Source organism: Streptosporangium sp. NPDC051023 (genome assembly GCF_040689595.1).
GTDB lineage: Bacteria > Actinomycetota > Actinomycetes > Streptosporangiales > Streptosporangiaceae > Streptosporangium.
Genome location: NZ_JBFBCE010000046.1, coordinates 1 through 20,073 on the forward strand (window position 1 = coordinate 1; position 20,073 = coordinate 20,073).

Sequence of the window (20,073 nt, forward strand, 5' to 3'; positions counted from 1 at the left end):
GAGCAGCAGGGCGAAGCTCCGCTCCCGGAGCATGTCGAGATCGCGCCGGTACCTGAACAAGGGGCCGGGGGTTCACGCTGCCGCGGGCCGTCCACCCGGCGGCGGCCACCGTGCCGGACGATGATAGAGCAGGAAGGGCCGAGGTTCGCGCCGACCGTCCAATCAGGTATCCCCGGCCGCCTCCGGCCCGCTTTTTGAGTGAAAAGCCCGACTTTTCACCTTTCCACTGCATACAGTCCAGCGTTATCGGACAGTGACCACCCTTCCTCGAAGGGCGGAGGACAGTGGACGGGGTGGCCGGCGACCATGGACCCGATCGGCGACGATCTGCTCAGCGTCATGGAGCCCGAGCTCGGATACCGGGAGCGGGACGGACAGCACACCACCTTCGGCGAGTGGTACTCGACCAAGGTCGTGCGCGACCCGCAGTACAAGACGGCCCCCTGGTGCGACATGTTCATCGCGTGGGCCGCGGAGAAGGCGGGCGTCGGCGACTTCGTGGGCCGGTTCGCCTGGACCCCCTCGCACGCCCGCTGGTTCCAGGCGCACGACGCCTGGTCGCAGACGCCGGAGCCGGGAGCGCTGGTGTTCTTCGACTGGTCGGGCGGCAAGGACATCGAGGGCATCGACCATGTCGGCGTGGTCGAGAGTGTCGAGGCTGGAACGCTCCACACCATCGAGGGGAACGTCGACGGGGTCTGGCTCAGGCGCAAGACCCGGGACGAGAGCAAGGTCGTCGGCTACGGGCTGCCGCGCAAGGTCAGGGAGAAGCTGGCGGGCGCCGTACCCGTCCTCGACGACGCGCCGCAGTCCGGCGACCGTCCCGCGTCCGGCCCGATGAATGTGACCATGAGCGCCCCTCCGGCGCTCGCGTTCGAGGTGGCGCCGGTCACCGTGACGCTTTCCTGCGCGCTCGGCGCGGCGCTCGTGCTGGCCTGGCTCAGGCCGCGCGTTCCCGCGGCCGGCAGGCACCGTAGGCGGCGTGCCACACGCACCTTCCACCTGCACCGATACTGAATGCGTGCTGAGCAGTCAACGCCTGCGGGTGCTCCTGGAGGTCTTCAGGACGGGAAGTATCGCGGGAGCCGCGCGTGTCCTGCGGCTCTCCCCGTCCGCCGTGTCCCACCAGCTGTCCAAACTGGAGGAGGAGGCCGGGGTCGGCCTGGTCGAGCGGGGCGCGCAGAGCCTGCGGCTGACCGGGGCCGGGCGCCGGCTTGCGACCAGGGCGCAGGAGGTCCTGGACATCATCGAGTCGGCGGAGAAGGACCTGCTCGCCGAGGCCAGGGCGGACGCGGGACAGCTGCGGATCGGGTTCTTCGCCTCCGCCGGATACCGGCTGCTGCCGCTGGCTCTGTCGACCTTCAGCGCCCGCCATCCCGCCGTCGAGCTCGACCTGGTGCTCGGCCAGCCGCACGAGCTCCTGCCCGACCTGGAGCGCGGCGCCCTCGACGTCCTGGTGGTCTTCGAGCACGCCCTCGACCCGTGGAAGCCCCCGGAGGGGGTCGAGGTCACCCACCTGTTCGACGAGCCGCAGCTGCTCGTGGTGCCGCAGGGCCACCCCGCAGGGCAGCGTCCGCGGGTACGGCTCGCGGACCTGGCCCACGAGCCGTGGATCACCACGTACGGCACGGAGACCCCCGTTTCGGTGCTGGAACGGGCCAGCGCGCTCGAGGGGTTCAACCCGACGATCCGCTGCCGCAGCGACCACTATGAGGTCACCCTGGGACTGGTCAGAGCCGGGCTCGGGGTCGCCCTGGTGCCCAGTCTCGGCGCACAGGGTGCGACGGGCATCCAGGTGTGCCGGTTGGACGGCCCCCGCCTCTTCCGCAGGATCGGCGCCGCGACCCGTCCGACGAACCCCAACCCTGCGCTGCGCTCCTTCATCGACTATCTGCGCGACGCCTCGGCCCAGATCCGCAACGCCCTGCGCTGACCCCCGCCCCGCCTGCTCCCGTCCTCCGTGACGGCCGGGGACGCCTTCCAGCCGGGCGGCCGTTCTCCCCCGGCGACACGGCGGAACGGCGTACGGCGGGACGGAGGTCAGCCTCCCACGAAAACCCGGGGAGTGCGGTCCTTCCAGGGCATGGCCTCCTCGAGCCTGGCGGCGATCCGCAGCAGCAGGTCCTCGCGGCCGTAGGGGGCGACGAGCTGCACCCCGATCGGCAGCCCGCTCTCGCTCCAGCCCAGCGGCAGGCTGACGGCGGGCAGGCCCGCGATGTTGAACACCACGGTGAAGGGGCCGTAGTCGAAGAGCGACTCGTGCCAGCTCGCCATGGTGTGGTCCGGGTCGTCGTAGCGCAGGATGCCGTGCGGCGCGGGGAGCTGCCCCAAGGTCGGGGTGACCAGCAGGTCGTAGCCGGCAAAGAACGCGCCGACCGACCGGCTCACCCGGTTCTGTGCGTCGAGCGCGGCCATCAGGTCGAGCGCGCCGAGCCCCTTCACCGCGTCGAGGGCGTGCCTGGTGACCGCCTCAAAGCCGCCGGGGTCCGGCGTCGCCGAGGCCGCGAGCACGGCCCCGGCGACGCAGGCGATCGCGACCGGGACGACGCCCCGCAGGACGAGGTCCCACTCGACGGCCGGGGTGGCGCCGGTGACAAGGTGTCCCATCCCCTCCAGGGCCTTGCCGACCGTGACCGCCGCGGCGGCGACCTCGGGATCAACCGCGACGCCCGACCAGGCCTCGGTGGTCACGGCGACCCGTAGCGTCCCCGGATCCGCGCCCGGCTCGTCCGCGTAGCGCCCTGCGGGGGGCGGCGCGGTGTACTTGTCACCCGCGGCGGGGCCGTGGACGGCGTCGAGCAGGTGGGCGGCGTCCCTGACGGTACGGGCCAGCCCGAACTCACAAGACATCCCGAACGTCACCTCCGCCGTGTCGGGGCCGCTGGAGACACGGCCCCGGCTCGGTTTGAGTCCGACCAGCCCGCAGCAGGAGGCGGGGACGCGGATGGAGCCGGCGCCGTCGTTACCGTGCGCGAGGGGAACGGCACCGGCCGCGACCAGGGCCGCCGCGCCGCCGCTCGACCCGCCGACGCCCCGCTCCAGGTCCCAGGGGTTGCGGGTCGGCCCGTGCTTGACCGACTCGGTGGAGAAGCTGACCACCATCTCCGGCACGGTGGTCAGGCCCAGGGTGACCAGGCCCGCGGCCCGCAGCCGCGTCATCAGCTCACTGTCGTGCCCGGCGACGACCTCGAGGCCCCGGCTGCCCAGGAAGGACGGCACCCCCTTCGCCATCGGCCCGCTGTCCTTGATCAGGAACGGCACACCGGCGAGCGGCCCGTCCGCCACGTGGTCGAGCGCCGGGGAGAACAGCGGCAGCGCCAGGGCGTTGACCTCCGCGTCCGCCGCCAGCAGGGCTCGCCTGGCGGTGTCCTCGACCTCGGCCGCCGTGACCTCACCCGTCGCGATCAGGTCACGCAGCCCGACGGCGTCGAAACGTGCGTACTCGTGGAGCTCCACTGGCGTCCCTCCTGTCGGCGGCGCCGCCGGTCCCGCTCACCCGGCCGCGCCCGTGCTTGCGAACAGTGTTTAGCGCGTTCCATCGGTGGATTTCCACTGTTTTCACGGGTTTTCTGGCGAACAGCGACAGCAAAGGAGAGAAACCTGCCGCCCGCCGTACCCGTGTCCGTGACGACCACGGACACGGGTACGGCGCCGGTGCCGGTGCCCGTGACGGACATGGCCACGGACCGTGACGGCCACGGGCACGGACACGGACACGGACACCGGCACGGTGGAGGCGTGCCGCCGCCGTGTCAGCGCCCGCGGGACAGGCCCGCCAGGTGGCCGATGGCCAGGCCCGCTCTACGGGCGCGTTCGACCAGGGCGTGCTCGGCTCCGGCGGGACCGTTGGCCAGCACGGCGTAGCCGATCCGGCGCTCCGGGCCGATCATCACTCCCACGTCGGCCCGCACCCCGGTGTCCGTGCCGGTCTTGTTGGCCACCCACACCTTCCCCGCCGGGACGGAGGCCGGGACCTCCCGCTCCTCCGCCTCGTGCGGTAGCAGGGCGGGGACCAGGCTCCGGTCGCCGTTGTGCGCCATCCAGCGCAGCATGAGCGCGGTCCACTCCTCACGCCCGTCCAGCCCGGCCGCGAACCGGGCCAGCTCGCCCGCCGTGCCGACGGCGAAGGTCGGCGGATGCGAGGGCAGCCTGGGCTCGCGGATCCGGTCGAGGATCCGGGTGCGGGCGAACCCCAGCTCCGCGGCGCTCTCCGCCACCCGGTCCAGGCCGACCCTGCGCAGCAGCGCGTTGGTCGCGGTGTTGTCGCTCACCGAGGCGGTGAGCACGGCGAGGTCGCCGATCGGCCAGCGCCGGGCCGACAGGAGGCCGAGGAGCCCGGAGCCGCCGCAGCGGTCCTCCTCCCGCAGCTCCACGATCTCCCCGGGGTCGAGCTCTCCCGAGGCGATCCGCCTGGCGACCGCGGCGAGCAGCAGCAGTTTGCCGGTGCTGGCGAGGGTCAGCTCGGCGTCCTCGCCGAGGGAGATCAGCCCGGGCACCGAAACGGCGAGCGTGCCGGGCCCGCCCAGATCGAGCGCTCCGAGGTCGCCGTACGGCACGCCCGCGACGCCCGCCGTGTCCTGTCCGAGCCCCCGCCCGGGGTCCTGTCCTGTGTCCCGCCCGGGGTCCTGCCCGCCGGTCATGCGGCGAGCACCGATCCCGGCTTGGCGCCGGTCTCCACACCATCGCGGACCACGATCTCCCCGGCGACGACGACCAGGTGGATCCCGGAGGGCGGGACCAGCGGGTCGGCGAAGGTCGCGCCGTCCGCGATCGAGCCGGGGTCGAAGACGACCAGGTCGGCGTGCGCGCCGTCGGCGATCACACCGCGCCCCGTGAGCCCGAACCTGGCCGCGGCCATGCCCGTCATCTTGTGCACGGCCGTCTCCAGGCTGAGCAGCCCGAGCTCCCTGACGTAGTGGCCGAGCACCCTGGGGAACGTCCCCGCCCAGCGCGGGTGGGGGCGGCCTCCCGGCTTGGGCACGCCGTCGGAGCCGATCATCGAGTACGGCGCCGCCAGCACGCGCCGCACATCGTCCTCGATCATGGAATGGCTGATGATCGTGACCTCGCCCTGCTCGGCGACGAGCAGGGCGGCGGCCACGTCGAGGGGGTCCTGGCCGCGGGTGACGGCCAGCTCGGCGATCGTGAGCCCCTCCGTTTCGGAGTGGCGTGGCGCACAGGCGATCGAGATGCGATCCCAGCCACCGTTGCCGACGGTGTTCTCCCAGCCGGGGACGCCTTCGGCGATGGCGAGGCGCATCAGGTCACGCTGGCCTGGATCGGCCAGGCGTGCCGTCAGCGCGGAGATCCCGCCCTCGGAGGCCCACGGCGGAAGCATCGCGCCCAGCGCTGTGCTCCCCGCAGTATAGGGATAGACATCACATGTCACATCCATCCCCCCTGTCCGTAGAGCGGAGATTCTGGGAAGAGTACGCTCAGTGCGACCCCATGCGTATTTTCCGGCGGTCTTGTGGTGGGAGACGTGCAGCGAGGCACCGCTCCTGACGGCGATCTCGACGGCCTCCTCCAGCGCCTCCTCGACCCGCGACATCTCGTCGCGCAGGTGGGTGACGTACGGCTTGCCGTGTCTGGCGGCGACGGCCGCCAGCGCGACCACCTCGTCCGTGCCCGCGTAGGTGCCGGGAGTGTAGATCAGCCCGGTGGACAGCCCGGCCGCGCCCTGGACCAGCGCCCGGTCGAGCAACCGGCACATGGTGTCCAGCTCCTCGGGGGTCGCGGCCCGGTCGACGGGGCCCATCACCCCGCCGCGCAGTGTGCCGTGCCCGACCAGGGAGGCCAGGTGGTTGGCCCTGGGCACGGCGGCGTGCGCCGCGGAGAACTCGGCGAACCCCTCGTACATCCCGACGTCGCCGCCGAAGTAGACCCGGGTCTCCGCGCACATGGGGGGCAGCCGTTCCGGCAGCGCGGGGAAGAGGCTCGAGCCGCAGTTGCCGGAGATCTCGGTGGTCACCCCCTGCAGCACGGAGGCCAGGACCATCTCGCGGCCCAGTTCTCCGTCGATCAGGGTGACGCCGTCCGAGTGGGTGTGCACGTCGATGAAGCCGGGGGTGACGGCGAGGCCGGTCACGTCCACGGTCTCGCGCGAGGTCGCCGGGGCTCCCGGGGGCAGCAGGGTGAGACGGCCCCCGGCGACACCGACGTCGGCCGGGCGCGCGGCACCGGGCTCCGCCGTTCCGTCGACCACGAGGCCGCCGCGCAACAGCAGGTCGAAGTGGATCACAACACCTGCCCGAGGAAGGCGCGGAACCGTTCGTGCTTGGGGTCGGCGAGCACTTCGCGGGGGTTTCCCTGCTCGACGATGACACCGCCGTCGATGAAGATCAGATTGTCGCCGACTTCGCGCGCGAAGCCCATCTCGTGGGTCACCACCATCATCGTCATGCCGCTGGCCGCCAGGTCCCGCATGACCGCGAGGACCTCCTGGACCAGCTCGGGGTCGAGCGCGCTCGTCGGCTCGTCGAAGAGCATCAGCTTGGGGTCCATGGCCAGACTGCGGGCGATCGCCACGCGCTGCTGCTGGCCGCCGGAGAGCTGGGAGGGGTAGTGCTCTGCCCTGCCGGCCAGGTCGACCCGGTCGAGCAGCTCCATCGCCCGCTTCCTCGCGACGTCCCTGGGGACACCCTTGACGACGACCGGGCCCTCCATGACGTTCTCCAGCGCCGTGCGGTGCGGGAACAGGTGGAAGCGCTGGAAGACCATGCCGATGTCCTGCCGCTGGGCACACAGCTGGGCGGGGCGCAGGTGGTGTAAGCGGTCGCCCCGCTCGGCGTAGCCGATCAGGTCGCCGTCGACCCAGATGCGGCCCGAGTCGATGGTCTCGAGGCGGTTGACGCAGCGCAGCAGCGTCGACTTGCCCGACCCCGAGGGGCCGACGACGCACACGACGCCGCCGACGGGCACGTCCAGGCTGATGCCTTTGAGCACCTCGACGGAGCCGAAGCACTTGCGGACCGAGCGGATCTGCACCATGGGCGGTGCGGGCACGGTTTCGAACGCCGGTCGGGCCATCACACGTTCCCCTTGCCGAACGGCCGCAGATTGCGGCGCACCCTCGTCTGCAGCGCGTGGTGGCCGCGCTCGAACCGCTTCTCGATGAAGTGCTGTCCGACGCTCGCGATGGTGGTGAGCACGATGTACCAGATGGAGGCCACGATGAGCATCGCGATGACCTCGAAGTTGCCCAGGTAGATGCGCTGGGAGACGGTCAGCAGCTCGGCTCCGGCGATGACCGAGACCATCGAGGTGGTCTTGAGCATCGAGATGAACTGGTTGCCGGTCGGCGGGATGATCACGCGCATCGCCTGGGGAAGCACCACCCGGCGGAGCACCTGCCGGTGCGTCATGCCGAGCGCCTCCGCGGCCTCGCGCTGCCCGGGGTCGACCGAGCGGATGCCCGCCCTGACGATCTCAGCCATGTACGCGCCCTCGTTGATCGCCAGGCCGAGCAGCGCGGCTGTGAAGGGCGTGATCAGCTCGTTGGCCTGCCACTCGACCAGCTTGGGGCCGTCGAAGGGCACGCCGATGCCGAAGGAGGGGAAGACCAGCCCGATGTTGAACCAGAAGATGAGCTGCACCAGCAGCGGGGTGCCCCTGAAGAACCAGGTGTACAGGGCGGAGGCGCCCCGCAGGACGGGGCTGCCGGACAGCTGCATCACCGCGGCGAGGATGCCGAGTGCCAGGCCGATCGCCATGGACAGCACGGTGAGCTGGATGGTGACCCACAGGCCGCCGAGGATCCTGCCGTCGGCCAAGTACTCGACGATGACGTCCCAGTGCAGGTTCTCGTTGACGATAATCGTGTAGAGCAGCCAGACCAGGGCGAACAGGGCGACCGCCGCCGCGATCCACCGCCCTGGACGGGGCGCGCGGATCGCGTCGATGGGCAGATGCCGTTCCTGCGCCGCCTCGGGGCTCGTGGCCGCCTCGGGAGCGCCGGTCACTTCCACGGCTTGGTGTTGACCATGGTCTCGGGCACGGCGTTGCTCGCCACGCCGTACTCGTCGAGGACCGCCTTGTAGCCGCCGTCGGCCAGCAGCTCCTGCATGGCCTTGGCCACGGCGTCGCGCAGCGCGGTGTTGCGGCGGTCGATCGCGATGCCCCACGGGCCCGCGTCGTACTGCTCGGACAGCACGTCGTACTTGCCGGTGTCCTTGGCGTACATGGCGGCGACGGGCGAGTCGACGATGGTGGCGACCGCGCGTCCCGAGTCGATGCTCAGCAGACCGGTCGGCGCGTCCTCGCTCTGCATGATCTGCATCTTCTTGGTGCACTTGTCGTTCTGCCGCTGCCCGATCGCGAGGTTCGAGCTGCCCTTGGCCAGCACGACGGTGCGGCCGCACAGGTCCTCAAGGGTCTTGATGCCCTCGGGGTTGCCCTTCTTGACCATGATGGCCCCGCCCGCGTTGAAATAGTCGACGAAGTCGACGGCCGCGCGGCGCTCCTCGGTGTCACTCATGGAAGACATGACCACGTCCCAGCGTCCCGCCTGAAGGCCGGGGATCAGACCGTCGAACGCGGCGTTGGTCACCGTGACCTTCAGGCCCAGCTTGGCGGCGATCGCGGCGGCGAGGTCAGGGTCGACGCCGGTGAGCTCCTGGGTGCCCTTCTTGTACATCTCCATCGGCGGGTAGCCCTCGGAGGTCGCCATCCGCAACTCGCCCGTCTTGCGCACGGCCTCGGGCACCAGGTCCTTCGCGGTCTTGCCCGCGGCGGCGGTGGCCCCCGTGTTCGTGTCCGTCCCCGACGCCGACCGCCCGCAGCCGCCCGCGAACGCCGAGACGACCAGGGCGGCAGCAATGACCGAATACAGCCGTTTTGTCATTTAAGCTCCCCTTTTGCGAATAGTTGAGCTTATGGTGCCGACGGCAGGTAACGGTCCCAATACAGGTGAATGCTTGCGAGTCTGAGCATCGAAAACTTCGATGCTCAGACTGGACAAAAGCCTTAAAGGCCTACCTTCGACCCCATGAGCTTGGTGATCGAGAACGGCTGGCCACGCACCGCGGCGTGGACCGGCGAGGAACTGCGCATCGGCGGGATAGGCGTGCGGGAGCTCGCCGCCGAGTTCGGCACCCCCGCCTACATCCTCGACGAGGAGGAGTTCCGCGCCCGCTGCGCCGAGTGGCGCCAGGCGCTCGCCGACGGGGAGGTGCACTACGGCGGCAAGGCCTTCCTCTGCCCCGAGGTGGTGCGCTGGCTCGACGCGGCCGGGCTCTGCCTCGACGTGTGCACGGGGGGCGAGCTGGCGGTCGCCGTCGCCGGGGGCATGGACCCCGCGCGGGTGGTCTTCCATGGCAACAACAAGTCCCTCGCCGAGCTGCGCCGCGCCGTCTCGTGGCAGGTCGGCTGCGTGGTCGTCGACTCCTTCTCCGAGATAGAGCGCCTGGCCGCCCTGGCGGACGAGGCCGGGGTACGGCAGAGCGTGATGATCCGCGTCACCCCCGGGGTCGAGGCGCACACCCACGAGTTCATCGCCACCGGCGGCGACGACTCGAAGTTCGGCTTCTCGCTGCGTGCCGGGCTGGCCGCGGAGGCGGTCCGCCGGGTCCTGGCCGAGCCCTCCCTGGAACTGGCCGGGCTGCACTCCCACATCGGCTCGCAGATCACCGATCTCGGCGGGTTCACCCTGGCCGCGCGCAGGATGGCCGAGTTCCTCCAGACCATGGAGCACGAGCACGGCGTGACGATCCCCAAGCTCGACCTCGGCGGCGGGCTGGGCATCGTCTACCGCCCCGGGGACCCGATTCCCCCGCGCCCCGCGGAGGTGGTCGCGGCGCTGCGCGAGGTCGTGCCCGCCCGCATACGGCTCGCCGTCGAGCCGGGCCGCTCGATCGCCGGGCCGACGGCCGTCGCACTGTACGAGGTGGGCACCGTCAAGGAGATCCCCGGCGTCAACACCTACGTCAGCGTGGACGGGGGGATGAGCGACAACCCACGCCCCGCCATGTACGGCGCCGCCTACACCGCGTTCCTGGCCTCCCGCCCCTCACAGGCTCCCCCGCGTGAGGTCACCGTGGTCGGCAAGCACTGCGAGAGCGGGGACGTGCTCGTCCGCGACCTGCCGCTGCCCGCCGACGTGCGGCCCGGCGACCTGCTCGCCGTCCCCGCCTCCGGGGCCTACCAGCGGTCGATGGCGAGCAACTACAACCACGTGACGCGGCCGCCCGTGGTCGCGGTCCGCGACGGGGCCGCCCGGGTGATCGTGCGCAGGGAGACCGAGGAGGACCTCCTGCGCCTCTACGCCTGAGCCCGGGAGTTCGGCTACGGCCGAGCCTGGGCGGGAGCGGCCGGGCGCAGCACGACCGGCAGTGTCCGGTGCCCGTTGACGATGAAGGAGTCGAGGGGAACCAGCTCGTGCCCGGGGACGGCGAGCGTCAGATCGGGGAAGCGGGAGAACAGCGCCGCAAGCGCGATGCCCGCTTCGAGCCTGGCCAGCGGGGCGCCGAGGCAGTAGTGGACGCCATGGCCGAATCCGAGGTGCTCGCGGCGGGTCGGCCTGGTGAGGTCGAACAGGTCGGCGTCGCCACCGTGTTGGTCCGGGTCGCGCCCCGCGGCGGTGTAGCCGACGACGATCGGCTCTCCCCTGCCGATCACCACGCCGTCGAGGTCGATGTCCTCGACGGCGTAGCGCAGCGGCAGGTTGGCCACGGGTGTCTGCCAGCGCATCGTCTCGTCGATCACGTCGTCCCACGAGGCGGCGCCCGCGCGCAGCAGGCCGAGCTGGCCGGGGTGGGTCAGCAGGGCGTGGATCGCGTTGTCGATCAGGTTGACGGTGGTCTCGTGGCCTGCCGCGATCATCAGGAACAGGGTGTCGACCAGCTCGGCCTCGCTGAGGCGGGAGCCACCGTCCTCGTCGCGCGCGGCGATCAGGTCGCTGGTCATGTCGTCACCTGGCTTCTCCCGCTTGCCGGCGACCAGGCCGTCCAGGAGGACGTATCCGTCCCGGAGGGCGCCCTCCACCTCCTCTGGGTCGGCGGAGGTGCGGAAGAGGCTGTCGACGACGCGGCGCAGGTCATCCTTCGCGCTGTCCGGGATGCCGAACAGCTCGCCGATCACCCGCATGGGAAGCCGGTAGGCGAACGTCTCCCTGACGTCCACGACCCGGCCCTGCGGGGTCGTGGCCAGCGCGTCGAGGAGCTCTCCGGTGATCCGCTCGACGCGCGGGCGCATCGCCGCGACCCGGCGCGGGGTGAACGCCTTGGAGATCAGCGAGCGCAGTCTCCGGTGGTCGTCGCCGTAGGCGGTGAACATGTTGTAGACGGAGACCCAGCTGATCAGCGGCCAGTGCGGCGATATCTCGCCGTTGATGTAGGCGGGCCAGTGCCTGCGGGCGTCCTTGGAGACGCGCGGGTCGGCCAGGAGCCGTTTGATCGCGTCGTGGTGGGTCACCACCCACGTGACCACACCCCCGGGAAGCTCGGCCCGCACCAGGGGGCCCGCGTCCCGGAGGCGGGCCCCCTCCGCGTGGATGTCGCGGCCTGTCGGGTCCAGGGGGACGGGGCGGGAGGTGGGTTCCACGGGCTCTCCGGCTGTCTCGGCGGCGTGAACGGGCATAGACGGGCAGGGACGGGCAGGGACGGGAGGTACGGCAGTGGCCGAACCTACGCCATGGCACGCCCGGATGAAATCACCTTCCCTCCTGGCTTCCATGACCGCACTGTGAGCATTGCGTTACCGAAAGCGGTCCTTTCTTTCCGTGGCCCGGGGCGACCCCGCGCCCCGCCGCACCCGGCCCCACCATGCTTTGCGCGCCCTTTACCGTCCAACCCCAGCCAGATGAGAGCGTCGCCCGCGAAGTGTGGAGAAAGATCCCAGTGAAAGCTCGCACGGACAACCTCGCACGGACCAACAAAGGAGGCCTGCCATGTTCCGCAAGACCCATCTGGCCCTGATCGTGGCGCTCGGTGTCGGCGTCGTCTCCGTCGGCGCCGCCGCCGCGGCCGAGTCGGTGGCGGACCGCTCCGGGCGCCAGGCCCACGCTGTGATCAAGAACGTCGACGGCGCGGTGGTCGGCTCACTCAGGATCGACCACGAGCGGTACGGCAAGTCCAGGGTGACCGTGACCGTCAGGGGCCTGACCGCCGGCTACCACGGCTTCCACATCCACACCACCGGAATCTGCGACCCCACGTCCACCGACCCGGCGACCGGCAGCCCCTTCTTCAGCGCGGGCGGCCACTTCAACCTCGGCACAGGCGGCCACGCCGACCACTCGGGGGACCTGCCCGCCCTCCTGGTCGGCGCGGACGGCACCGCCAGCGCCTCCGTGGTGACCGACCGCTTCCGGGTCGACCAGCTCCTCGACAAGGACGGCAGCGCGGTCATCGTGCACGCCCTGCCCGACAACCACGCCAACATCCCGGCCCGGTACACCGACGCCAACGGCAAGGCGGGGCCCGACGAGGCGACCCTCAAGACCGGAGACTCCGGCGGCAGGATCGGCTGCGGCGTGATCTCCGAGCGCTGACCCTCGCCGGGGTCCCGTCTCCCGGCACCCGTGCGCGGGCCTCGCGGCCCCCTCCTGTGGGTCCGCGAGGCTCGCGTCAGGGCGGGCATGGCGTCGCGCCCGAGAATCAGGCGCACGGCCCCGGAGCGGCGGCCGGAGCCGCCGGTCAGGCGCCGTCCTCCAAGTCCCCCTCGGACTTGAGGTAGACCTCCTGCAGGTCCCGCAGGATGTCGGGATCGGGGTGCTCCCACATGCCGCGCCCCGCCGCCTCGAGCAGGCGTTCGGCGATGCCGTGCAGCGCCCACGGGTTGGACTCGGCGAGGAAGGCCTGGTTCTCCGGATCCAGCACGTAGGTCGCGGCCAGCTTGTCGTACATCCAGTCGGCGACGACCCCGGTGGTCGCGTCGTAGCCGAACAGATAGTCGACGGTCGCGGCGAGCTCGAAGGCCCCCTTGTAGCCGTGCCTGCGCATGGCGGCCAGCCAGCGCGGGTTGACCACCCGGGCGCGGAAGATCCTGGAGGTCTCCTCGGACAGCGTCCTGGTGCGCACCGCGTCGGGGCGGGTGCTGTCGCCGATGTAGGCGGCGGGCGCCTTGCCGGTGAGCGCGCGGACGGTGGCGATCATGCCGCCGTGGTACTGGAAGTAGTCGTCGGAGTCGGCGATGTCGTGCTCGCGGGTGTCGACGTTCTTGGCCGCGACCGCGATCCGCCGATAGGCCGCCTCCATGTCCTGCCTTGCCGGGACTCCGTCGACGCCCCTGCCGTACGCGAAACCGCCCCACACCGCGTACACCTCGGCGAGGTCGGCGTCGTCGCGCCAGTTGCGACTGTCGATCAGCGGCAGCAGCCCGGCGCCGTAGGCCCCCGGCCGGGAGCCGAAGATCCGCATGGTGGCCCTGCGCTCGTCGCCGTGCTCGCGCGTGTCCGCAAGCACGTGCGCCCTGACGTAGTTGCTCTCCTCCGGCTCCTCGATCGCGGCGGCCAGCCGTACGGCGTCGTCCAGCATCGCGACCACGTGCGGGAAGGCATCCCTGAAGAACCCGCTGATCCGGACCGTGACGTCCACCCGGGGACGGCCCAGTTCTCCGGCCGGGATCGGCTCGATGCCGGTCACCCGCCGCGACGCCTCGTCCCACGCGGGGCGCACGCCCAGCAGCGCCAGCACCTCGGCGACGTCGTCACCCGCCGTGCGCATGGCGCTGGTCCCCCACACGGACAGGCCGACCGAGCGCGGCCAGTCGCCGGTCTCCGCCCGGTAGCGCTCCAGGAGCGACTCGGCCATCGCCTGCCCGGTCTCCCAGGCCAGCCTGCTCGGCACGGCCTTCGGGTCGACCGAGTAGAAGTTGCGGCCCGTGGGAAGCACGTTGACCAGCCCGCGCAGCGGCGATCCGCTCGGCCCGGCCGGAACGTAGCCGCCGTCGAGGGCGTGCAGGATCGCGCCGATCTCGTCCGTGGTGCGCGCCAGCCTGGGGACGACCTCCTCCGCCGCGAACCGCAGGATGCGCTCGACCGGCCCGGAACCGGCCTCCGCCACCGGGCGGACAGTGTCCGGCACGGTCGCGGCCACCTCGGCGGCGGCCTCCGGATCCCAATCCCGGTTCTCCATCGCCTCGACCAGCGACCTGGCCAGCGCCTCGGCCTCGTCGGTGCCGAAGCGGCCCGCCGTACCGTCCTCGTTCAACCCGAGGGCCTCGCGGAGCCCGGGCAGGGCCGCGCCCCCCGCCCACATCTGGCGGGCGCGGAGGATGGCCAGCACCAGGTCGACACGGGCCGCGCCCTGCGGCGCGGCGCCCAGCACGTGGAGGCCGTCGCGAATCTGGACGTCCTTGACCTCGCACAGCCACCCGTCGACGTGCAGCAGGAAGTCGTCGAACTCGGCGTCGTGCGGACGGTCCTCGAGGCCGAGGTCGTGGTCGAGTTTGGCGGCCTGGATCAGGGTCCAGATCTGCGCGCGGATCGCGGGCAGCTTCGCCGGGTCCATCGCGGCGATGGAGGCGTGCTCGTCGAGGAGCTGCTCCAGCCTGGCCATGTCCCCGTAGGTGTCGGCGCGGGCCATCGGCGGGACGAGGTGGTCGACCAGCGTCGCGTGGGCGCGGCGCTTGGCCTGGGTGCCCTCACCGGGGTCGTTGACCAGGAACGGATAGATCAGCGGCAGGTCCCCCAGCGCGGCGTCCGGGCCGCAGGAGGCGGAAAGGCCCGCCGACTTGCCCGGCAGCCACTCCAGGTTGCCGTGCTTGCCCACGTGCACCACGGCGTGCGCGCCGAAGCCGTCGGCCAGCCAGCGGTAGGCCGCCAGGTAGTGGTGGCTGGGCGGCAGGTCGGGGTCGTGGTAGATCGCGATGGGGTTCTCGCCGAACCCGCGGGGCGGCTGCACCATGACCACCACATTGCCCGCGCGCAGCGCGGCCAGCACGATCTCGCCGTCCGGGTCCTGGGAGGTGTCGACGAACAGCTCGCCGGGCGCGGGCCCCCAGTGCTCCTCCATGCCGGAGCGCAGGTCCTCGGGGAGCGTGGCGTACCACTCGGCGTACCGGCCCGCCGCGATGCGCACCGGATTGCCCGCGAGCTGCTCCTCGGTGAGCCATTCGGGGTCCTGGCCGCCCGCGGCGATCAGCGCGTGGATCAGCGCGTCGCCGTCCTGCTCGGTCACGCCGGGCAGCTCGCCCTCCGCGCCGATGTCGTAGCCCCGCTCGCGCATCGCGGCCAGCAGCCGCACCAGGCTCGCCGGGGTGTCGAGGCCGACGGCGTTGCCGATCCTGGAGTGCTTGGTGGGGTAGGCGGACAGCATCAGCACGATCCGCCGCTCCGCGGGCGGGACGTGCCTGAGCACGGCGTGCCGTACGGCGATGCCCGCCACCCGCGCGGCGCGCTCCGGGTCGGCGGCGTAAACGGTCAGCCCGTCCCCGTCGATCTCCTTGAAGGAGAAGGGCACCGTGATGATCCGCCCGTCGAACTCGGGGATCGCGACCTGGGTCGCCGCGTCGAGCGGGGAGAGGCCGTCGTCGTTCTCCTCCCAGGAGGCCCTGCTGCCGGTCAGGCACAGGCCCTGCAGGATCGGGACGTCCAGCTCGGCGAGCGCGCCGACATCCCAGGCCTCGTCGTCGCCGCCCGCCGAGGCGGTCGCGGGGCGGGTGCCGCCTGCGGCGAGCACGGTCACCACCAGGGCGTCGACCGTGCGCAGGAGCTCCAGCAGGCCGGGCTCGGCGCTGCGCAGGGAGGCGCAGTAGACGGGCAGCGCGCGGGCGCCCGCGTCCTCGATCGCCGAGCAGAGGGTCTCGACGAAGGCGGTGTTGCCCGCGACGTGGTGGGCGCGGTAGTAGAGCACCCCGACGACGGGGCCCTCCTGGCTGCGTGCCGGGCGCTCGAGCACGCCCCAGGCGGGGGTCGGGGCGGGGGCGGCGAAACCGTGCCCGGTCAGCAGCAGGGTGTCCGAGAGGAAGTGGCCGAGCTCGACGAGGTTGGCCGGTCCGCCGTGGGCGAGGTAGGCGTGCGCCTCGGCGCACACCCCGCCCGGCACGGTCGACAGCTCCATCAGCTCGGCGTCCGGCGCCTGCTCGCCGCCGAGCACGACGACGGGCACCGGTCCGGCGAGCAGGGCGTCCAGGCCCTCCTCCCAGGCGCGGCGCCCGCCGAGCAGCCGGACCACAATCAGGTCCGCGCCCTCAACCAGGGGCGGCAGGTCCGCCGCCGTGAGCCTGGCGGGGTTGCCGAGGCGGTAGTCGGCGCCGCTCGCGCGGGCGCTGAGCAGGTCGGTGTCCGAGGTGGAGAGCAGGAGGATCATGCGTCACGCTCCACGGCGGACAGGAGGGCACGGCCCCCGGGGACAGCGGGCACGGAAGGCTGGCGGGGGAACGGCGAACAGCGCACGGAGGCTTCCTCCCTCGGGGTCCTCGCCCCGGGTCGTCGTCGGCTACGACGGCTGGAGTCTCCTGGCTCCCGGATCGGTGCTCCCCCCAGCCTTCCCGCCCGTCGCCGGGCAGTGGCCTGGATGGGGTTCGCTCCCCGGTTACAGTGGCGGGACCGCGCCGGATTCACACCGGCTTCCTCCCTTTGCCGTCGCCAACGATGAGACTACGGCAGCGAGGTTCCATGCAAGAAACTGGCGTTACCATCCTCAGCGTGGTCATTGGCGACTTTTCCGGACGATCGCGGCCTGACGCGTGTCCGGGGGCACTGCAGGTGCACGCCGCCGCCGACGGCGGCCTGGCACGGGTCAGGGTCCCCGGAGGGCGGCTGACGGCCTCCCAGCTCCGCGAGCTCGCCGACGCCGCCTCGGCCTGCGGGAGCGGCGTCATCGAGCTGACCTCCCGCGCGAACGCGCAGGTACGCGGGCTCGGCGGGGAGGGCGGCTTCGCGGCCCGCATGGCGGGCGCCGGGCTGCTGCCCTCGGCCACCCACGAGCGGATCCGCAACATCCTCGCCTCGCCGCTGACCGGCTGCGACACCCGGAGCCTGCTCGACGTGAGCCCGCTGGTCTCCGAGCTCGACCTGCGGCTGTGCGGCACGCCCGCCCTCGCCGGGCTGCCGGGGCGTTTCCTGTTCGCCCTCGACGACGGGCGGGGCGACGTGGCCTGGCTGGACCCCGACGCCGGGATCCTGCCGGTCGGCCCCGGGCAGGCCGCGCTGATCCTCGCGGGCGCCGACAGCGGCCTGCGCGTGCCGGTCGGCTCCGCGGTGGCCGCTCTGCTCGCCGCCGCCGAGGCGTTCCTGGCGGAACCGGAGGTCGCGCAGGCTCGTGCCTGGCGGATCCGCGAGCTGCCCGGCTGCGCGGAACGGGTCGCGGAACGGGTCGGCTCCGCCCTGGAACTCGGGCGGGCGGCCCCGGTGCCGACGCCGTCCACGGAGACACCCGCAGAAACATCCGCAGAGGCACCCGCGGAGGCGCTCGCGGGGCGGGAACCGGTGGGGATCATCGAGCAGCCGGGAGGCCGGGTCACGCTTGGGGTCACGGTGCCGCTGGGGCGGCTGACCTCGGCCCAGGCGGAGCTGCTCGCGGACCTGGCCTCCTCCGGAGAGGTACGGCTGACGCCGTGGCGCGGCGTGGTCCTGCCCGGCCTGACCCGCGCGGAGGCCGCCAGGGCCGCCGCCCTGCTCACGGACGCGGAGCTGGTCGTGGACCCCGCCTCGCCGTGGACAAGCGTGACAGCCTGCACGGGACGTCCCGGCTGCGCCAAGTCTCTGGCCGACGTGCGGGCCGACGCGACCCTGGCAATAACCTCCTTCCCACGCACCGGTACGCTCCCCGTGCACTGGGCGGGCTGCGAGCGGCGCTGCGGTCGCCCGAAGGGGCGGGTCGCGGACGTGGTCGCCACCGCCACCGGCTACCGGGTCGACCTGGACGGCAGGAGCCTGGACTGCGTAGGCATCGAAGAGACCACGGCCGCGGTGACGGCCCTGAGAGGGGAAACGTGATCGACTACGTCCGTGACGGCGCGGAGATCTACCGGCGTTCCTTCGCCACCATCCGCGCGGAGAGCGACCTGGAGGGCCTGCCGCCCGACGTCGCCCAGGTGGCGGTCCGCATGATCCACGCCTGCGGGATGGTCGACCTGGTCGGCGACCTGGGCTGGTCGCCCGGCGTGGTCGCCTCGGCCCGCGCCGCCCTGCGCGCGGGCGCGCCCGTGCTGTGTGACGCGATGATGGTCGCCTCGGGAGTGACCCGCCGCCGCCTGCCCGCGGACAACGAGGTGATCTGCACGCTGGGCGACCCCGGTGTGCCCGAGCTGGCCGAACGGCTCGGCACCACCCGCAGCGCCGCCGCCCTCGAGCTGTGGCGCGAGCGCCTCGAGGGCTCGGTCGTCGCGATCGGCAATGCGCCAACCGCGCTGTTCAGGCTGCTGGAGATGGTCGGGGAGGGCGCGGGACGGCCCGCGGCCGTGCTCGGCGTCCCGGTCGGCTTCATCGGCGCGGCCGAGTCGAAGCAGGCCCTCGCCGAGCATCCGGCCGGTCTGGAGTACCTGGTCGTGCACGGGCGCCGGGGTGGAAGTGCGATGACCGCGGCGGCGGTCAACGCGATCGCGAGTGAGGAAGAATGAGCGAGATGTCTGCCGGGCGGCTCTGGGGAGTCGGGCTCGGACCTGGGGATCCGGAGCTGGTGACCGTCAAGGCCGCCAGGCTCATCGGGGAGGCGGACGTGATCGCCTTCCACAGCGCCCGTCACGGCAGGAGCATCGCCCGCTCGGTGGCCGCGCCGTACCTGCGTGACGGCCAGGTCGAGGAAGCGCTGATCTACCCGCTCACCACGGAGACCACCGACCACCCCGGCGGCTACCAGGGCGCCATCGACGACTTCTACGCCGACTGCGCCCTGCGGCTGGCCGCCCACCTGGATGCGGGCCGCGACGTGGTTGTGCTGTGCGAGGGCGACCCGCTCTTCTACGGCTCCTACATGCACATGCACAAGCGTCTCGCCCACCGCTACGTCACCGAGGTCGTCCCCGGCGTGACCTCGGTGAGCGGTGCGGCGGCCGTCCTGGGCAGGCCGCTGGTCGAGCGGGACGAGATCCTGACCGTGCTGCCGGGGACGCTCCCGGCCGAGGTCATCGCCGAGCGCCTCGCCACGACCGACTCGGCGGCGATCCTCAAGCTCGGCCGGACGTTCGCCAAGGTGCGTGACGCGCTGGCCGAGGCGGGCCGCCTCGACGAGGCCTGGTACGTGGAGCGCGCGACCACCGGCAAGCAGCGCCTGGCCCCGCTGGCCGAGGTCGATCCGGACAGCGTGCCGTACTTCTCGCTGGCGTTGATCCCGAGCCCGGTCAACGCGGACCTCCCCGGTACCGGGGAGGCCGCCCCCGCGCGGGAGATCGGATCGGCCGTGGCCGCCGGCGTGCGGGGCGAGGTGGTCGTGGTCGGGCTCGGCCCCGCGGGGCGGCCGTGGCTGACCCCCGAGGCGCAGGAGGCGCTGGCCGCCGCGGACGAGCTCGTCGGGTACGGCCCCTACCTGGACCGGGTCCCGCCGAATCCGCGCCAGCGCCGCCATCCGACGGACAACCGGGTCGAGGCGGAGCGGGCCGCGCACGCCCTGGAACTGGCCGCGGCCGGGTCGAGGGTGGCCGTCGTCTCCTCCGGCGACCCCGGGGTTTTCGCGATGGCCAGCGCGGTGCTTGAGGTGGCCTGCGAGCCGAGGTTCGCGGACGTGCCGGTGCGGGTGCTGCCCGGCCTGACCGCGGCGCACGCGGTGGCGAGCAGGGCGGGCGCGCCGCTCGGCCACGACTACTGCGTGCTGTCGCTGTCCGACCTGCTCAAGCCGTGGGAGGTCGTCGCCGGGAGGATCAGCGCCGCGGCGCGGGCCGACCTGGTCCTGGCGATCTACAATCCGGCTTCCAAGAGCCGCACCTGGCAGGTGGCCGCCGCCAGGGACCTGCTGCTCGAGCACCGGACGCCGGAGACTCCCGTGGTCATCGGCCGTGACGTCGGCGGCGCCGGGGAGAGGGTGACCGTCACCACCCTCGGCGAACTGGACCCCGCGGCGGTCGACATGCGCTGCCTGCTGCTCGTTGGATCCTCGACCACCAAGGTCGCGGGCAGGAAGGACGGCGGCCGGGTGGTGTTCACCCCCCGCCGCTACCCCGCGTGACCGCTTCCGCGCGCCCCGGCCTCGCGCCGGG

General features: G+C 72.4%; 15 protein-coding genes and 1 riboswitch. Of the genes, 7 read left to right on the top strand and 8 right to left on the bottom strand.

The genetic code is table 11. The features are described 5' to 3' along the window. Positions 1–306: 306 nt before the first annotated feature. Entirely contained in the window at positions 307–1,017 is a 711-nt protein-coding gene (locus AB0395_RS27485) for a CHAP domain-containing protein (protein ID WP_366285600.1), read from the top strand. Positions 1,018–1,021: 4 nt separating this feature from the next. After that, entirely contained in the window at positions 1,022–1,933 is a 912-nt protein-coding gene (locus AB0395_RS27490; RefSeq protein WP_366285602.1) for a LysR substrate-binding domain-containing protein, read from the top strand. Positions 1,934–2,040: 107 nt separating this feature from the next. Here AB0395_RS27490 and AB0395_RS27495 read toward each other — a convergent pair whose 3' ends face one another. The 6 genes from AB0395_RS27495 to AB0395_RS27520 all read right to left on the bottom strand — a co-directional run bounded on the left by AB0395_RS27495 (position 2,041) and on the right by AB0395_RS27520 (position 8,842). Continuing rightward, entirely contained in the window at positions 2,041–3,456 is a 1,416-nt protein-coding gene (locus AB0395_RS27495) for an amidase (protein ID WP_366285605.1), read from the bottom strand. Positions 3,457–3,752: 296 nt separating this feature from the next. Further along, on the bottom strand, positions 3,753–4,640 hold the full coding sequence (locus AB0395_RS27500; RefSeq protein ID WP_366285608.1) for a serine hydrolase: 888 nt from the start codon (positions 4,638–4,640) through the stop codon (positions 3,753–3,755). Continuing rightward, the gene (locus tag AB0395_RS27505; protein WP_366285611.1) at positions 4,637–6,241 is read right to left on the bottom strand and encodes a D-aminoacylase; all 1,605 of its coding nucleotides are present in this window, start codon (positions 6,239–6,241) and stop codon (positions 4,637–4,639) included. The genes AB0395_RS27500 and AB0395_RS27505 overlap by 4 nt, the downstream gene beginning before the upstream one ends. Further along, on the bottom strand, positions 6,238–7,029 hold the full coding sequence (locus AB0395_RS27510; RefSeq protein WP_366285613.1) for an amino acid ABC transporter ATP-binding protein: 792 nt from the start codon (positions 7,027–7,029) through the stop codon (positions 6,238–6,240). Before AB0395_RS27510 ends, AB0395_RS27505 begins: the two co-directional genes overlap by 4 nt. Beyond that, positions 7,029–7,967, bottom strand: coding sequence for an amino acid ABC transporter permease (locus AB0395_RS27515; RefSeq protein WP_366285616.1), 939 nt, complete (start codon positions 7,965–7,967; stop codon positions 7,029–7,031). Before AB0395_RS27515 ends, AB0395_RS27510 begins: the two co-directional genes overlap by 1 nt. Then, positions 7,958–8,842 carry an ABC transporter substrate-binding protein gene (locus AB0395_RS27520; RefSeq protein WP_366285619.1) on the bottom strand — a complete coding sequence of 295 codons (885 nt, stop codon included), beginning with the start codon at positions 8,840–8,842 and terminating at the stop codon, positions 7,958–7,960. Before AB0395_RS27520 ends, AB0395_RS27515 begins: the two co-directional genes overlap by 10 nt. A gap of 144 nt (positions 8,843–8,986) precedes the next feature. Here AB0395_RS27520 and lysA point away from each other — a divergent pair, with 144 nt between their 5' ends. Then, a complete protein-coding gene (gene lysA, locus AB0395_RS27525) occupies positions 8,987–10,267 on the top strand; it encodes a diaminopimelate decarboxylase (protein ID WP_366285622.1) in 1,281 nt (426 codons plus the stop codon). Positions 10,268–10,281: 14 nt separating this feature from the next. Here lysA and AB0395_RS27530 read toward each other — a convergent pair whose 3' ends face one another. Continuing rightward, entirely contained in the window at positions 10,282–11,538 is a 1,257-nt protein-coding gene (locus tag AB0395_RS27530; RefSeq protein ID WP_366285625.1) for a cytochrome P450, read from the bottom strand. A gap of 346 nt (positions 11,539–11,884) precedes the next feature. On the opposite strand from AB0395_RS27530, the gene AB0395_RS27535 reads away from it, so the two are divergent. Beyond that, positions 11,885–12,487 (top strand): superoxide dismutase family protein, encoded by a 603-nt coding sequence (locus AB0395_RS27535; protein WP_366285627.1) that lies wholly within the window; start codon positions 11,885–11,887, stop codon positions 12,485–12,487. Positions 12,488–12,632: 145 nt separating this feature from the next. On the opposite strand, the gene cobN is transcribed toward AB0395_RS27535, so the two are convergent. Beyond that, a complete protein-coding gene (gene cobN, locus AB0395_RS27540) occupies positions 12,633–16,247 on the bottom strand; it encodes a cobaltochelatase subunit CobN (RefSeq protein ID WP_366285630.1) in 3,615 nt (1,204 codons plus the stop codon). Between the two features lie 122 nt (positions 16,248–16,369). After that, a riboswitch (cobalamin riboswitch) is annotated at positions 16,370–16,562 on the bottom strand. Between the two features lie 23 nt (positions 16,563–16,585). Here cobN and cobG point away from each other — a divergent pair. The 3 genes from cobG to AB0395_RS27555 are packed head-to-tail and all read left to right on the top strand — an operon-like array spanning position 16,586 to position 20,042. Next, complete coding sequence (cobG, locus tag AB0395_RS27545; RefSeq protein WP_366285633.1) at positions 16,586–17,878, top strand: precorrin-3B synthase; 1,293 nt, start codon at positions 16,586–16,588, stop codon at positions 17,876–17,878. Further along, positions 17,875–18,501 (top strand): precorrin-8X methylmutase, encoded by a 627-nt coding sequence (locus AB0395_RS27550; RefSeq protein WP_366285636.1) that lies wholly within the window; start codon positions 17,875–17,877, stop codon positions 18,499–18,501. The genes cobG and AB0395_RS27550 overlap by 4 nt, the downstream gene beginning before the upstream one ends. After that, entirely contained in the window at positions 18,498–20,042 is a 1,545-nt protein-coding gene (locus tag AB0395_RS27555; RefSeq protein WP_366285639.1) for a precorrin-2 C(20)-methyltransferase, read from the top strand. Before AB0395_RS27550 ends, AB0395_RS27555 begins: the two co-directional genes overlap by 4 nt. Positions 20,043–20,073 lie beyond the last annotated feature (31 nt).